This window comes from Marinobacter sp. G5_S1_61_S3, assembly GCF_054968585.1.
The window spans coordinates 254,821-269,543 of record NZ_JBQKUK010000001.1 but is presented as its reverse complement, the minus strand read 5'-3'; the positions used below and the strand labels follow the sequence as shown (position 1 = coordinate 269,543).

Sequence of the window (14,723 nt, the reverse complement as noted above, 5' to 3'; positions counted from 1 at the left end):
CTCATCATTACTGGAACTAATGGCTGCGACTATAGACATACCATTGTCCAGGCCGCTCTGGATGTCCAATAACATGTTTATAACAACGCTCTAACGCGGGTGTCCTGGGGTATACGGAATGGAAACCACAACGCACCAATCTGACGACGACATCCTCATCACCGGCCTGAAGTCGGGGAACCAGGGCGCCTTTCGCGAGGCTGTGCGTTTATACACCCCTGGCATGATGGCCGTCGCCCGCTTTTACCTTGATCACGCCTCGGCAGAGGAAATTGTCCAGGATTGCTGGGTGACGGTTATCGACGCCGTTCAGACATTTGAGGGCCGTTCCGGCCTGAAGACATGGTTGCACCGTATCGTGGCAAACCGGGCCAAGAATCATCTCCGAAAGACCAAGAGGGAGGTGAACGCGGATTTTTCGGAAGCGCTGGACCCGGACCTCGCCGCCCGCTTTGCGCCCAATGGTCGCTGGGCCACACCGCCGAGCCTGAAAACCAATGAGTCCGCCCAGGCACTGATGGAGAACGGTGCACTGAGCGACTGCCTTGATCGACACCTGTCCGCACTGCCGGAAACACAACGATCAGCATTGATGTTGTACGAAGCGCATCAGCACAAATCCGACGACGTGTGTAACATTCTGGATGTCAGCGCCTCTAACCTGCGCGTGCTCCTGCATCGGGCACGGCAGAAAATCTTTCTGATGGTTGAGACATTTCAGGAGACAGGCGAATGTTAATGTGCCGGGATCTGGCTCGCATCGCCAGCGATTACATTGACGGTGAGCTGGGCACCGGGAAAGTAATGTCTGTGAAAATGCACCTGCTGATGTGCGGTCGATGTCGTAGCTTCATTGGCAGCCTGCGGGCCAGCATAGAGCTTATGAACGCCCACTCGAGCCAGCAGCTGGACGAAGATCTGGTACGCCGGATTGACGAACGTGTCAGTGAGTCGCTCAACGCTCGGCACTCCGGAAACGACACGTCGGACCCGTGATGCTCTTCGCTTTCGTTTAACGACACCCGCCCCTTCCGGACGTTACACCAGGCTCTGACAGAACCACTCTTTTCGCTTGCCAATGGAACTCCCACACCGCCGCTCTGTCTCTGGAACGATCATTCAAAATTCGAAAGGAGATATGGAATGCCCAAGCAGTTACCCCTTGCCCTGCTGTTACTTCGACTTGGTGTTTTCGTTGTTTTTCTGGTCTGGACCCTGGATAAACTGGTTCAGCCCGAGCACGCTATCAAGGTTTTCGATTCATTCTACGGGCTCGATGGCCTTGGCGAGACAGCCGTCTACCTCATCGGCATCGCACAACTTGTGCTGATACTGATGTTTGTTGCTGGCCTTCTGAAAACCTGGACTTACGGCGCACTCCTGATCTTCCACGGTGCTTCCACCCTGTCCTCATTCGCGAAATACCTGCAGCCTTTCGATAACCTCCTGTTCTTTGCGGCCTGGCCCATGCTCGCCGCATGCGCGGCGCTGTATCTGCTTCGTGATTACGATACGCTTACGCTTTCGAGGCAACCGGCTCCCACTGCTGCGTAAAACGGCGCCAGGGCGTTGTAACAGTCAGTCCGGTTGTTTGTCCTTGTTGCTATCAACCTACCGCCAACAACCGGAGTACCGATGCTACTGAACTGGCTGTCACGGCGCCTGACCACCTATCTTTCAAAGCAGGTCACCCAACACTCGGTGCGCACCTCCGCCTGGGAGGCCCTGGAAAAAACTCTTCAGCCCGGCGACGTTTTACTGGTGGAGGGAAATACGCGAATCAGTGTGGCCATCAAGTACCTGACTCAGTCAACCTGGTCGCACGCCGCCCTTTACCTGGGACCGAACGCGGGCCTTGGCGCCGCCGGCAATGGCGAGCCACATGTACTGATCGAGGCGGATCTTGAGGAAGGTATTCGCCCGCTTTCGTTGTCGGCATACCGCAACACCCATACCCGCATCTGTCGCCCGGTCGGACTCACCGACAATGATATCGACAAGCTTGTGGATTACTCGAAAAGCCGGCTCGGCCACCAGTACGACCTGAAAAACGTCTGGGATCTGGCACGCTACCTGTGCCCGACGCCACCGGTACCGTCCCGTTACCGACGTTCGCTTCTGGCCCTTGGCAGCGGTGATCCCACGCGGGCGATCTGCTCCACATTCATCGCCGAGGGATTCCAGGCCCTCCGTTACCCGATACTGCCCGTAAGCCTGTCCGAATCAGAAGGTGATCCGGCTTGCGACGCGCAAAAACGCGAGTACTTCCGGATTCGCCACCATTCTCTATTTGCGCCCCGGGATTTCGACGCCTCCCCCTATTTCGACGTCGTTAAACCCACACTGGAACAAGGGTTTGATTACCGGGGGTTCCGGTGGGCGGAATGACACTGAGAATCGCCATCGTTGTTGTGGTAATGGCTGCCCTGGCAGGTGCCTGGTGGCTGCTGCAGATATTGGGAATACCTGCGGACCTGTCTCCAGATGCCCTTGCACAATGGCTGAAAAGCCAGGGGGCTGCCGGCCCACTGTTGCTGATGCTGCTGATGACGATGGCGGTTGTGATAGGCCCGATTCCCACGCTTCCGGTCAGTGCAACCGCAGGTCTGGCGTTTGGTGTGCTTGAGGGAACCGCCATCGCAGCAACCGGTGCCCTGCTGGGCGCCATGGCGGCGTTCTGGATTGCCCGTTGCCTCGGACGCGAGGTGATCTGCAAACGTTTTCCGGACAACCCTGTGCTTGCACGGGATGGCTCGCAACGCTTTCTCACCATTGCCATCCTGCTGACCCGGCTGATACCCGTTTTCTCGTTCGCCCTGATCAGTTACGCCGCCGGCGTCACTGCCATACGCGCCTGGCGCTTTGCGATTGCCACCTTCGTTGGCATGCTGCCAATGACGGTGGTGTTTGCAGGCCTGGGGAACACGTTCACGTTGAATCCGGTACTTACCGTCGCCGCAGGCGCGATTATCCTGGCAGTGATGGTATGGTTGCCGTGGTCCATCAGCCGAAACCCCGGCTCGCAGCTGGCGCGCTGGCTTCAACTTAACCAATAACAACAAAGAGACGACCTTATGCGCCGTCCGGTCAAAGCCGATGTTATGCCCTGGCTCGCCCGTGCCCTTTCCAGTGCGCCCCGATACGCTCTGCAACGATCCCTTCACAACCTACGGGCAAAGACGCGGGGTGAGAGCGATCTTGTCCAGGTGTTCGTAAACCCCCGAGACCCATTTGGGCTGCCCCTGTTGCAAGCGCTTATCCAGCTACAGGAACGTTTTTATGTGCGTTTCCGGGTCCATACTGTCTGGCAACTGGACGACAACATGTACCCCGAGCCGGCTCTCTGGCGCACCTGGGCGCAACAGGACGCTACAAGGCTCGCACAACTATACGGCTTCACGCCTCCAGACCGGCCGACGGCGCCCTCCGAGACCGAACTGACGACAGCCACGGCCCGTCTGCTCAATGCAGAAAAAACCGGTGAAGGGCTGATAACCGCCGTGCGTGTGCTGGAAGATCTATGGCATTCACATTCCGGCTCGCCACCGGACACAGCGCCCGCAAGGTATGACCACGCACAGCTGTCCGAGAATGAACGGTTGCTCCGGAGGCTAGGGCACTATCAAGGCAGCATGACGAGGTACCTGGGTGAATGGTTCTGGGGTGTGGACCGCCTGGATCATCTTGAGCGGCGTCTAAACGAACAGGGACTGAACCGGGACGTCCCCGATGCGGTCCTTTTCACGCGCACATGGTCCGATTTGATGAGTAGCAGCCCCAGCCCGGCTGACGGCCATCGAGCGACCACCACCCTTGAGATCTTCTTTTCCATCCGCAGCCCATACTCCTATCTGGGCCTGGAGCGAGCAGTCCAGTTGGCCAAGGCGTGGAATATTCCTCTTCAATTGAGACCGGTTCTGCCCATGTTGATGCGCGGGCAGTCGGTACCGGATGCCAAAAAGTGGTACATCTTCCACGACACCAAAAGGGAGGCCAACAAGCTGGGCATTCCGTATGGTTTCGTCGCCGATCCTTTGGGGCCGGGCGTGGAAAGATGCTATGCCTTGTTCGAATACGCCCGCTCACTCGGTCGCGAGACCGACTACATGCGGGCCTACGCCAGGGCCGTCAATGCCGAAGGCATCCGCTCCGAAACCGATGCCGGTCTGAAAGTAATCGTCGAACGAGCCGGCCTGGACTGGCAGAAAGCCAAGGCTTTATTGAACGATCAAAGCTGGCGTGAGTGGGCGGAGGACAACCGCAAAGCCATGTATGACTGCGGGCTATGGGGCGTTCCCAGCTTCCGTTACGGGGAGGTCAGCTGTTGGGGGCAGGATCGGTTGTGGGTGATCGAAAAGAGCATCGTCGCGGCTACCGCGACTCTCAATAAACGCCAAGGGCGCGTATGATAACTCCATGCTCGTCCCAACGTGGGCCGTGAAGGCGACAAACTCTGGAAGGAGGTTCTATGAAAACACTATTGATTCATTCGTTGATCATCGTATCCATGATGGTAAGTGCTCCTGCTCTTGCCCAGGGAGACCCCTTGAGAGTCGGAATGTCCGGCCAGTATTTCCCGTTTACCTTTGTGGAGCAGGATACCCTCAAAGGGTTTGAAGTTGATGTGATGAACGCAATTGGCAAGGAAATGGGGCGTGAAATCCAGTACCAGACCGCCAACTTCTCAGGCCTGTTTGGCATGTTGGAATCCGGGCGCATCGACACCGTTGCCAACCAGATCACCATCACCGAGGAGCGCCAGAAGGCCTACATTTTCAGCGAACCGTATGTCTATGACGGTGCTCAGGTAGTGACCAAGGAAGGCAACACCGAGGTTGAGGGTGTGGAAGATCTGAAGGGTAAAACCGTCGCGGTGAATCTGGGCTCCAACTTCGAGGCCCTGTTGCGGGAACTGCCCTATGCAGACCAAATCAACATCAAAACCTATGAGAGCAATCTGGAGCGTGATACCGCTCTGGGTCGCGTGGACGCCTTCGTTATGGACCGGGTCAGTGCCAGCCAGATCATCAAGGAGAAGCCACTGCCGCTGGAGCTCGCCGGCCCAACGTTCTCCCAGATCACCAACGCCTACCCGTTTCGCGACACGGACGCCGGACGAGCGTTGCGTGATGAAGTAAACGCGGCCCTGGCAGCCCTGCGTGACAACGGAACCCTGGCCTCCATTTCAGAGAAGTGGTTCGGCACCGACATCACCCAGCCCTGAGGGGCGCCATCAAGGCCTGACTCGCTATGGACGTGTTGAACGTCGAATACATGCTTGGGCTGGTACCTGTGTTGCTCGGGTACCTGCCTCTCACCCTGCAGCTGGCCGGCGTCGGGATGGTGCTGGCGCTGATCCTCGCCTGCCTGTTCGCCGTCGTCAGGGTGCTGCGCATCCCGGTGCTCAATCAGCTGACCATCGTGTTCATTTCCTTTTTCCGGGGCACTCCGCTGCTGGTGCAGTTGTTCCTGTTCTATTACGGGCTGCCGCAACTGGTCAGTGCATTGACGGTCATAGACGGCGTTACGGCGACCATCATGGGCCTGACCATGCATTTTTCGGCGTACATGGCGGAATCGATACGTGCCGCCATCGTGGGTGTGGACCGCAGCCAGACCGAAGCCGCCCTGTCGATCGGCATGACCAACGGCCAGCTGATGCGACGGATAGTGTTGCCCCAGGCCACACGTGTGGCACTGCCCACGCTGATGAACTACTTCATCGACATGATCAAGGCCACCTCCCTGGCATTTACCCTGGGGGTTACCGAGCTGATGGGGGCCACCCAGAAAGAGGCCGCCGGCAGTTTCCTGTACTTCGAGGCCTTCATTGTTGCCGCCATCATGTACTGGATCGTCGTTGAGATGCTCTCCAAGCTTCAGCACTACCTGGAAATCCGTCTGAACAAGGCCTACAGCCGATGATCAAACTGGAATCACTGAGCAAACATTTTGGCAAGGCCGTGGTTCTCGACGGCATCGATCTCGCCATCGAAGAAGGTGAGATCGTGGTGATCATCGGTCCCTCAGGGACCGGAAAATCCACCCTGTTGCGCTGCGTCAACTTTCTGGAACAACCCACCAAAGGCACCATGACCGTGGGTGATCTGACCGTGGACGTGAACCGCGCCAGCCGCGCGGACATTCTCTCCATGCGCCGGCGAACCGCGTTCGTTTTCCAGAACTATGCCCTGTTCTCCAACAAGACCGCGTTGCAGAACATCGCGGAACGGTTGCTCGTGGTGGATCGCTGGCCGAAAGAAAAAGCCTACCAGCGCGCACGGGAGATACTTGATCGGATCGGCCTCGCCGACAAGGCAGATGCCTATCCGGCGTCCATGTCCGGCGGACAGCAACAGCGGGTCGGTATCGGCCGTGCCATGGCGACGGGCGCGGAAGTCATCCTGTTTGACGAGCCCACCTCGTCACTCGACCCCGAGTGGGTGGAAGAAGTGCTGGGGCTGATGAAACAGTTGGCCTCGGAACGCCAGACCATGATGGTGGTTACCCACGAAATGTCCTTCGCGCGGGACGTGGCCGACCGTGTGATCTTTATCGACGGAGGTCGAATCGTGGAGCAGGGGCCTCCCAGTGAGATTTTCCATAATCCCAAGGACCCACGAACCAAGGACTTTCTGAAGAAAATCCTGGCCACCAATCCGGTATGAACGGCGGTCGGGCCGACCAACACCGATTATCGGAATTCAGAAAAATTGTCGGGCTTGTTAAGCGCCCAGTCGTAATCGATGTACTCCATCGCAGACGTTTGCGCGACGCGACTCGCCACTGACGCATCCGCCCAGGCCCTTATAAACGCCTTTGGTGTTCCCGATGCCTCTTCGAAATCCGTCGCGTACCACTTGAACAGTTCGGTGACATACGCTGTATCAGTATCGATCCTCAGATGCCGATCCGTATTGAACGCACGCCGGGTATTCTCTGCCAGCAGGTTTTCCAGATTGTCAGCCGTGTAGACAGTCTCCCGCAATGGCGGGCAGCCAACGGACGCACAATTCACCGCGAAGTGTACCCGCGCGTCTTTCCACCCTTTATCTGCGTATTCCTCCCCAAGAAGGATATCCTTCTCCATCTGGTTCAGGCTGTATTCCTGTCCGCCTATCTCAAACTTTTCCCGGTCAAAAACACTGTCCACAAAGGGATTGACGCGACCGCCGTAGTCCCAGACCGAGTCGACGAGTTCTCCGTCCGGTCGCTCAGTCAGGATCTGGTCGATCATGAAGAAATTATAGGCGTTGAGCCAGAAGGCGACGGATTCAGCCTCGCCATCGAGGGTGCCGGTATCGAAATCTGCAAGGCGGTCACGCTGGTCCGCCAGCAGGCCGTCGGTCTGCGATGAGGCCAGGGCCGCCTCATAGTCAAATGCAGAAACCAGGCCACCGTCGGTCGTTGTCGACTCTGTCAGGTACTGTGTTAGCAGACGCTGAAACGGGTCAAACGTTGCTTCAGCGGCGGCAGCGGTCACCGGCATGATGACGGCGAACATCATCAGGCCTATCAATCGTCCAGGTTTGTTCACGTCACTCTCCACAGGTCTAAAGGTTCCGAAGGTCTACAGGTTCATCGACTTTGCTCTTTCACCGACACGAAAAGCCGGCCATTGTTACAATGCAATTAGTATTGATAATCGATTACATTTAGTTTAGTTTCCGCATCGTGACGAAAAACAACCATCAGGTGCCGAGAACCATGCTCAAACAACCCAACCCTCTTCGCTATTCCCTGATCTTCGCGCTTGGATGCGCCACAACCGCAACTGCTCAGGAAGGCACCGATCAGGCACCGAAATCTCTTGATACACTTGAAGTAACCGCCACTCGCGGTCTCGACTCCCTCAACGTTAACCCCGGTGCGGTCACCGTGGTTGACCGCGACGCCATCGACAAACAGTCCTCATTGGGTGGCAACGTGGGCGATATTCTGGCCAAAACCGTTCCAGGCCTGTCGCCCTCTACCCACGGTTTAACCAGTGTGGCGCAGACGCTGCGTGGCCGAAACCTGTTCGTACTGATTGACGGCATCCCCCAGACCATCAGCCTGCGCGACGGGCTTCATTCCCTGAACTCCATTGACCCGTCATCGATCGAGCGCATCGAAGTGATCCGGGGCTCCAATGGTGTGTACGGCTTTGGCGGTACCGGCGGCATCATCAACATCATCACCCGCAAGAACGAGAAAGGCGCCCCCCTATACCGCACCGAACTGAATGGTGGTTTCTCGACCGAGCACATCAAGGACAGCGAACAATTCGGGCTATCCCAGAGCGTGACCGGTGGCTCAGGAGCCCTTGACTACCAGCTCCGAGGCTCCTACGAAAAACGCGCTAATGTCTTCGATGCCGATGGCGACCGCATCCCGCCGGACCCGAACGGCCAGGGTGGCATTGCCGACTCCCGCGAGTTCGACGTGCTGGCAAAGCTCGGCTTCGACCTGGACGCCGACAAGCGCCTGGAACTGACCACCAGCTACTACGACATCAAGCAGGACACCAATTACGTCCTTGAAGCGGGCGTGTACGGCGAGCAGAAAACCCGCGCCGTCAAAGGCGACCCGGGCGGCGAGGATCAGGGCACTGAAAACCTGAACGTGAACCTGACCTACAGCGACCAGCAACTGTTCGGCAATACCTCACTGGGTGCGCAGCTGTATTATCGCGACTACATGACCCGATTCGGGTACTTCGCCACCTTCTATCCCGGCGGTGGACAGTCGCTGACCGAATCGGAGCGCATCGGCTCCCGTCTGGACTTTGAAACGCCGTTTGACGTCATGTCTGGCGCCAAGTTGCTCTGGGGCCTGGACACCCTGATGGAAACCACGGCCCAGCCCCTGGAAGACGGGCGGACGTTCGTACCTGAAATGGACCAGAACAGTGTGGCGCCGTTCCTGCAGGCGGAACTTCGGCTGAATCCGAAGTGGACCGTTAATGCTGGTGTCCGCTACGAAAAATTCTGGTTCGAGGTGGACGACTACACCACGGTGTTTGGTGCAGACGTCGAAGGCGGTGAGCTGGAGTACAGCGAAACGGTCTTCAATACCGGGGCCCGATACCAGGTGAACGATGTCTGGGCAGCCACCGCCAGCTTCTCTCAGGGCTTCACGGTGCCGGAGATTGGCCGCACCCTGCGCCAGCCCCAGCAGGGCACATCGCTGGATCAGATCCGCCCTGAGCCACAGGTGGTCGACAACTACGAGGTTGGCACCGAGGCCGTCTGGGATCGCGCCGATCTTGCACTGACGCTGTTCTACAGTGAGTCGGAACTGGGAACCAGCCTTGCGGCAGCCAACGCCAACGAGCCCATTCCCGTGCTGCGCAGCCCTGAACGTATCTACGGTTTCGAGGCAGAGCTCAACACCTATCCCACCCGCGACCTGAGTGCCGGCGGCACCTTCACCTGGATGGAAGGCAAAGTCGATTCTGACGATGATGGCAGCTACGACACCTATCTTGCCGGCAACCGGATTTCACCACTCAAGCTCACCGGCTATGTGGAACACGATACTACTGCGCGCTGGAGCAATCGCCTGCAGGCCATGGTCGTGGGTGATCGCGACCGCTTTAGCGGTAGCGGTTTTGGCCAGGGCGAGGTGGAGTCCTTCACGGTTCTGGATCTGACCAGCACCTGGCGGACCGGAAACGGGGATATCACCCTGGCCATCAACAATCTGCTGAATGAAGACTACTTCCCGGTGATCTCGCAGATCTATAATTTCGACACCCAGTACACCGCTGCACCGGGCCGATCGGTCATGGTCAGTTACGGGGTCGACTGGTAAACGGAAGATTGTCGGGACCACACATAAGGCCGCTCACAGCGGCCTTATGTTTTTTACCACCCAGCAAAGCGACGCCGTAGGGCCCTCGTCCAGGTCCGCACAGGTATCGACGCGCATGACCTCCATGGTGCCGCATCGGGCTGTCAGTGCCCCGGAATCATCATTCGACGCCCAGTCCACTTGCACCGCAACCTCCTTGCTGTCATCACAGGAAGCTTCCGGACCAACTGACAGTGCCGCACAAATGTTTCTGTCTGAAAGCCACTCCAGGGCGGAGATTTCAGCGCACTGCTGGGCAGGCGTCAGCAGCGACTGGCCACGATAACAGGGCAGGTAGGGAAGGCCATCTGCCTCATGCTGCAGAAAAGGCAGCACCTGTTCCGGCGCAACGCGGCCGTATTTACGCATGGACGGGAACACCATGATGCTCGCCGCAAGCCGGCATCCGCCCAGATGGGAACTTTCCCAGACCTCAAACGGCAAGTCCCGGTCTGCGACTGTACGGGCGAGCTCCTGATAGGTCGCATATCCAAACTTGGCACAGCACTTGTCCTTGCGGCCATGGGTGCAACACAGCACCAGGGAGTCGGTCATCGCTGCGCCGGCCCACCCACTCAGGTCGTTGCCGGACTCCAGGGCCTCCAGAAACGCCGGCAGGTCACGCCGCTCAACGTCAAAGCTGCGGCCTTCCGGCAACAGGTAAAGTCGGTGACTGAGCGCCGGCCGACCACGCTGGTGAATCAGGTTCACCCGCCGTCCACTCGCCGCAAGACGGTTGACCCGTGATGCCAGGTCGTCATCCATATCACGGGCGATTCGCAGGCTTCGAGACCACTTCGGCCGCGGCCAACTGATCAGCAGATTACTCTCGGCATGGGTTGCTGTGCCGGCAAGAGGGTCGCCGGCCTCAATACTGTCGACAGCACAGAACCGATGGGCGGAGGCACTCATGCCGTTACCACCGGCGAGGTAAAGGAGGCGGTCTCTGCCACGGTTCGTTTTATCGGCACACAAACCGGCCGGCCCGCCAAAGGTTCACGGATAACCTGGGCATCAAGATCAAACACCTGCTTGAGGTTGTCGGCGGTAAACACGGTCTCCGGTGGGCCGTCGTGCAGAATCCGGCCCGCCTTCATCATTACCAGCCGGTCGGCGTAGGCCGCAGCCAGGTTGAGGTCGTGGAGCACTACCAACAGCGTCCGCCCTTGTGTGTGCGCCAGGGATACCAGTAGTTCCAGCAGGTCCACCTGTACCTTCAGGTCCAGAAACGTGGTGGGTTCATCAAGCAGAAGCAGATCGGTTTCCTGGGCCAGCACCATGGCAATCCAGCAGCGCTGACGCTGCCCGCCACTGAGCGCATCCACCGGCCGGTCAGCAAACGTCGCAACGTCCGCCACGGCCATGGCCTCCTCAACGGCGGCTTCGTCGTGCCGGGACCACTGGCGCATCAGGCTCTGATAGGGGAAACGCCCAAGCCCTACCAACTCCCTGACCGTCAGCCCATCCGGGGCGGTGGGGCTCTGTGGCAGTATTCCGAGCTGTTGCGCGACGGTGCGGGTGGGCTGACGATGGATATCGTTGCCGTCAAGAAGCACCTTGCCAGCGCTGGGGGCCAGCGTTCGGGCCAGGGTTTTCAGCAGGGTGGATTTGCCCGAGCCATTCGGTCCCAACAGAACGGTGACACTGCCCTCGCGCACCGTGAAATCCACGTCCGTCAGCACCTGTCGGCCGTCGTATCCCGCGCACACTGAGTCACCCCGCAGTCGTGGCTGGCGATCGTAGTCCGGGGATGGGGAATGTCGATTCAGGGGCATATTGGCGTCGCTTTCGAGTGAAGTCAGATGATATTATCTCCCATTCTCATTATCAAATTGGCCCCCATCAAATCAGCCCATAGTTGCTGTCCGCTAAACAACCGGATTTATCATGCACCGCTACGCCAGCTTCCTGCTGATCGTTACCTGTCTCCTTCAATCCCCCGCAGCCATCGCTGCCATCACAACTACCCCGGTAACCACCGTGGAGCATGCCCTTGGTGAAGCTACCATCGCGGGCCGGCCTGATCGTGTGGTATCCCTGTATCAGGGCGCCACCGATACCGCTGTGGCGCTGGGGATCAACCCCATAGGCGTGGTGGAGTCCTGGACCGAAAAGCCGATGTATCAGTACCTGCGTGAAGACCTTCAGGGCGTGACCTATCTGGGGTTGGAAACCCAGCCTGACCTGGAGCGCATCGCCTGGCTGTCGCCGGACCTGATTGTTGGCGCCAGGAACCGGCATCGCACCATCTACCCCTTGCTGGAACGCATCGCGCCCACGGTCATACCGGGCAATGTCTACGACTTCAAGGCACTGCTTACGATGATGGCAAAGGCCACCGGCCGCACGGCTCGCGGTGAGGAATTGCTGACGCGCTGGCAGGAACGGGTTGAGGATTTCAGAACCCGAATCCGCCAAAAGCTGGGTGAACAGTGGCCCCAGGAGGTAGCAATCCTGAGTTTTCGGGCCGACCATGCCCGCATCTACTACGGCGGCTTCGCCCGCTCCGTGCTGGACGAGCTTGGCTTCACTGCCCCAGCCTCCCATCGCCAGGAAAGCTGGGGCATAAAGCTTACCAGCCAGGAAAGCATCCCGGCCATGGACGCCGAGGCCGTCTTCATCTTCATGGAGGACGATCCCGCCGTTCAGCGCACGTTCAACACCTGGTCCAGCCACCCCCTTTGGAAAAACCTGAAAGCCGTGCGGCAAAACGACGTCTATCAGGTGGACCCGGTCACCTGGAACATGGGCGCTGGCATTATTGCCGCCAATCAGATGCTGGACGAGCTCTACCAGCACTACGACCTTCATCAACCTGAGCGTCAGGGGTGCCCACGATGCTGACCACCCCACCGGCAAAAACGCTGGGAACCCTACTCTGCCTGGGCCTGCTGCTGGCCGCTACGGTATCAAGCCTGATATTCGGTCACATTCCTGTGTCACTGGAGATGCTGATCAACAGCCTGACGGACTACGATCCCGGATCCCTCGAACATCTGGTCATTCACTCGGAACGCTTTTCGCGAACCGTGACCTCCGTGGTCGTAGGTGCCGGCCTGGCCATTGCCGGAGCGCTGATGCAGACGCTGACCCGCAACCCTCTGGCGTCACCCGGCATTCTCGGCATCAATGCCGGCGCCATGTTTTTCGTGGTTGTCGGCGCCACGCTGTTTTCGCTGACCTCGCCATCGCAACTGGTATGGGCCGCCTTTACCGGCGCCGCCACGGCCGCCGTGCTGGTGTATTTTCTGGGGCAGGAAGCCGGGCGCGGGGTTTCGCCCGTGCGCACGGTGCTCGCCGGCGTCGCGGTGACAGCGCTGTTCGTCTCCTTTGCCCAGGGGTTGCTGATCCTCAACCAGGACCGTTTCGAAAGCATCCTGTTCTGGCTGGCGGGTTCCGTTTCAGGGCGCGACCTGGATGCGATAGCGCCATTGTTGCCGCTGTTCGGCGGCGCCCTGATCCTCGCGTTGCTATTGTCCCGGCAATTGAACCTGCTCGGGCTGGACGATGAGGTCATCCGCGGCCTGGGGCTCAGAGTAGGGCAGGTGCGATTGTTGATCGGTCTGGTGGTGATTGTCCTGGCAGGCACTTCTGTGGCCATGGCGGGGCTGATCGGCTTTGTCGGCCTGATCGTGCCACACATGGCTCGCGGCCTCTTTGGCACGGATCATCGCTGGCTGCTACCCCTGTCGGCCATTATTGGCGCCACGCTGCTGCTGGCTGCCGACACCACCGCCAGGCTGGTGATACCACCCCAGGAGATTCCCGTGGGAGTCATGACAGCGCTGCTGGGCACACCGCTGTTCCTCCATCTCGCCCGACACGTGAGGAAAGTATCATGAGCCGAACCCTGATACTTCGCTCCCGCAATGACCACTGGTCGATCAAACTCAATACCAGAGTTCTGGTGGTCACCGGTGTGCTCGCAGTGGTACTGGCTGTCAGCAGTGTTCTCGCGCTGACGTCTGGCAGCCATCCCACCTCGGTTATGGAGGTACTCGGCACCCTGGCCGCCCCGGATCAGTCAGAGCTGGCACTGATTATTCTGGAAATTCGCCTGCCCAGAATACTCATGGCGATACTGGTGGGCGCTGCTCTGGGCTCAGCTGGACTGATCCTGCAAGGTCTGGTGAGAAACCCGCTGGCGTCACCGGATGTCATTGGCATCACCAGTGGGGCGTCGGCCGCCGCGGTGCTGTTCCTCTGGCTCGGCGGTGTCACCGGAACCTCGCTGCTACTGGCGCCCGTCGCCATGGGGGGCGCCTTTGTCGTGGCCTTGGGCATTACCGCTCTGGCCTGGCACCGGGGAATCAGCCCCGCCAGGCTGGTGCTGGTGGGCATCGGGCTGGCAGCCGGGCTGACCGCAGTGACCACCCTGCTGCTGGTACTGAGCCCCGATGCCACCGCCATGAATGCCTATATCTGGCTCACTGGCAGCCTCTACGCCTCACAGTGGCACGACGTCACCGCCCTGGCACCCTGGCTGATGGTGTGCTGGCCCCTGGCGCTGATCAAGCTGCGACACCTCGATGCACAATCCATGGGGGAAGATATGGCGCTGGGCCTGGGTAGCGCCCTGCAAGGCCATCGTTTGCTGTTCCTGGTGCTGGCTGTGGCGCTCGCCGGCTCTGCCGTGGCCTATGCCGGCGCGGTCGGGTTCATCGGCCTGATTGCGCCACACATGGCGCGACGACTGGTCAACAGTGGCCACACGGGGCTGTTGCCCATCGCGGCACTGATCGGCGCATTGATTCTTCTCTATGCGGACTGGGTGGGTCGGGTAGCGTTCATACCCAGGGATCTACCGGCCGGCATTTTCGTTGCGGGCATCGGTGCGCCCTTCTTCGTGTACCTGCTGTACCGACTCAGGCGGGAACTGGGGTGACAGT

16 protein-coding genes are annotated in these 14,723 nt (G+C 59.2%); 13 read left to right on the top strand and 3 right to left on the bottom strand.

Features of this window, described 5'->3' with window-relative positions; translation table 11 throughout:
* Nucleotides 1–118 precede the first annotated feature (118 nt).
* The 9 genes from ACTRWH_RS01165 (at nt 119) to ACTRWH_RS01125 (ending at nt 6,668) form a co-directional block, all read left to right on the top strand.
* On the top strand, nt 119–739 hold the full coding sequence (locus ACTRWH_RS01165; RefSeq protein ID WP_007154863.1) for an RNA polymerase sigma factor: 621 nt from the start codon (nt 119–121) through the stop codon (nt 737–739).
* The gene (locus ACTRWH_RS01160; RefSeq protein ID WP_041332818.1) at nt 733–996 is read left to right on the top strand and encodes a zf-HC2 domain-containing protein; all 264 of its coding nucleotides are present in this window, start codon (nt 733–735) and stop codon (nt 994–996) included. Before ACTRWH_RS01165 ends, ACTRWH_RS01160 begins: the two co-directional genes overlap by 7 nt.
* 147 nt (nt 997–1,143) lie before the next feature.
* Nucleotides 1,144–1,554: a hypothetical protein gene (locus ACTRWH_RS01155; RefSeq protein ID WP_007154865.1), complete on the top strand. Its 411-nt coding sequence runs from the start codon at nt 1,144–1,146 to the stop codon at nt 1,552–1,554.
* Between the two features lie 81 nt (nt 1,555–1,635).
* Nucleotides 1,636–2,388, top strand: a complete 753-nt coding sequence (locus tag ACTRWH_RS01150; protein ID WP_041332814.1) for a YiiX/YebB-like N1pC/P60 family cysteine hydrolase — start codon at nt 1,636–1,638, stop codon at nt 2,386–2,388.
* Entirely contained in the window at nt 2,385–3,056 is a 672-nt protein-coding gene (locus tag ACTRWH_RS01145) for a VTT domain-containing protein (RefSeq protein WP_462825779.1), read from the top strand. The genes ACTRWH_RS01150 and ACTRWH_RS01145 overlap by 4 nt, the downstream gene beginning before the upstream one ends.
* Before the next feature lie 18 nt (nt 3,057–3,074).
* Nucleotides 3,075–4,409: a DsbA family protein gene (locus ACTRWH_RS01140; RefSeq protein ID WP_462825778.1), complete on the top strand. Its 1,335-nt coding sequence runs from the start codon at nt 3,075–3,077 to the stop codon at nt 4,407–4,409.
* Nucleotides 4,410–4,468: 59 nt separating this feature from the next.
* On the top strand, nt 4,469–5,224 hold the full coding sequence (locus tag ACTRWH_RS01135; RefSeq protein ID WP_041332806.1) for an amino acid ABC transporter substrate-binding protein: 756 nt from the start codon (nt 4,469–4,471) through the stop codon (nt 5,222–5,224).
* A 26-nt stretch (nt 5,225–5,250) separates the two neighbouring features.
* Nucleotides 5,251–5,925 carry an amino acid ABC transporter permease gene (locus ACTRWH_RS01130; protein ID WP_075196337.1) on the top strand — a complete coding sequence of 225 codons (675 nt, stop codon included), beginning with the start codon at nt 5,251–5,253 and terminating at the stop codon, nt 5,923–5,925.
* Complete coding sequence (locus ACTRWH_RS01125; RefSeq protein ID WP_036201846.1) at nt 5,922–6,668, top strand: amino acid ABC transporter ATP-binding protein; 747 nt, start codon at nt 5,922–5,924, stop codon at nt 6,666–6,668. Before ACTRWH_RS01130 ends, ACTRWH_RS01125 begins: the two co-directional genes overlap by 4 nt.
* Nucleotides 6,669–6,694: 26 nt before the next feature.
* On the opposite strand, the gene ACTRWH_RS01120 is transcribed toward ACTRWH_RS01125, so the two are convergent.
* Nucleotides 6,695–7,537, bottom strand: coding sequence for a DUF547 domain-containing protein (locus tag ACTRWH_RS01120; protein ID WP_226909996.1), 843 nt, complete (start codon nt 7,535–7,537; stop codon nt 6,695–6,697).
* A gap of 170 nt (nt 7,538–7,707) precedes the next feature.
* On the opposite strand from ACTRWH_RS01120, the gene ACTRWH_RS01115 reads away from it, so the two are divergent.
* Complete coding sequence (locus tag ACTRWH_RS01115) at nt 7,708–9,795, top strand: TonB-dependent receptor (protein ID WP_199480502.1); 2,088 nt, start codon at nt 7,708–7,710, stop codon at nt 9,793–9,795.
* Between the two features lie 33 nt (nt 9,796–9,828).
* On the opposite strand, the gene ACTRWH_RS01110 is transcribed toward ACTRWH_RS01115, so the two are convergent.
* A complete protein-coding gene (locus tag ACTRWH_RS01110; RefSeq protein WP_136633235.1) occupies nt 9,829–10,746 on the bottom strand; it encodes a sucrase ferredoxin in 918 nt (305 codons plus the stop codon).
* Nucleotides 10,743–11,609 carry an ATP-binding cassette domain-containing protein gene (locus ACTRWH_RS01105; protein ID WP_462825777.1) on the bottom strand — a complete coding sequence of 289 codons (867 nt, stop codon included), beginning with the start codon at nt 11,607–11,609 and terminating at the stop codon, nt 10,743–10,745. Before ACTRWH_RS01105 ends, ACTRWH_RS01110 begins: the two co-directional genes overlap by 4 nt.
* Nucleotides 11,610–11,721: 112 nt before the next feature.
* Here ACTRWH_RS01105 and ACTRWH_RS01100 point away from each other — a divergent pair, with 112 nt between their 5' ends.
* Genes ACTRWH_RS01100 through ACTRWH_RS01090 form a run of 3 tightly spaced genes read left to right on the top strand, consistent with a single transcriptional unit; the run spans nt 11,722 to nt 14,719 of the window.
* Nucleotides 11,722–12,678: an ABC transporter substrate-binding protein gene (locus ACTRWH_RS01100; RefSeq protein ID WP_126810882.1), complete on the top strand. Its 957-nt coding sequence runs from the start codon at nt 11,722–11,724 to the stop codon at nt 12,676–12,678.
* Nucleotides 12,672–13,676 carry a FecCD family ABC transporter permease gene (locus tag ACTRWH_RS01095; protein ID WP_428396899.1) on the top strand — a complete coding sequence of 335 codons (1,005 nt, stop codon included), beginning with the start codon at nt 12,672–12,674 and terminating at the stop codon, nt 13,674–13,676. Before ACTRWH_RS01100 ends, ACTRWH_RS01095 begins: the two co-directional genes overlap by 7 nt.
* Nucleotides 13,673–14,719 (top strand): iron chelate uptake ABC transporter family permease subunit, encoded by a 1,047-nt coding sequence (locus tag ACTRWH_RS01090; protein ID WP_462825776.1) that lies wholly within the window; start codon nt 13,673–13,675, stop codon nt 14,717–14,719. The genes ACTRWH_RS01095 and ACTRWH_RS01090 overlap by 4 nt, the downstream gene beginning before the upstream one ends.
* The last annotated feature ends 4 nt before the right edge of the window (nt 14,720–14,723 follow it).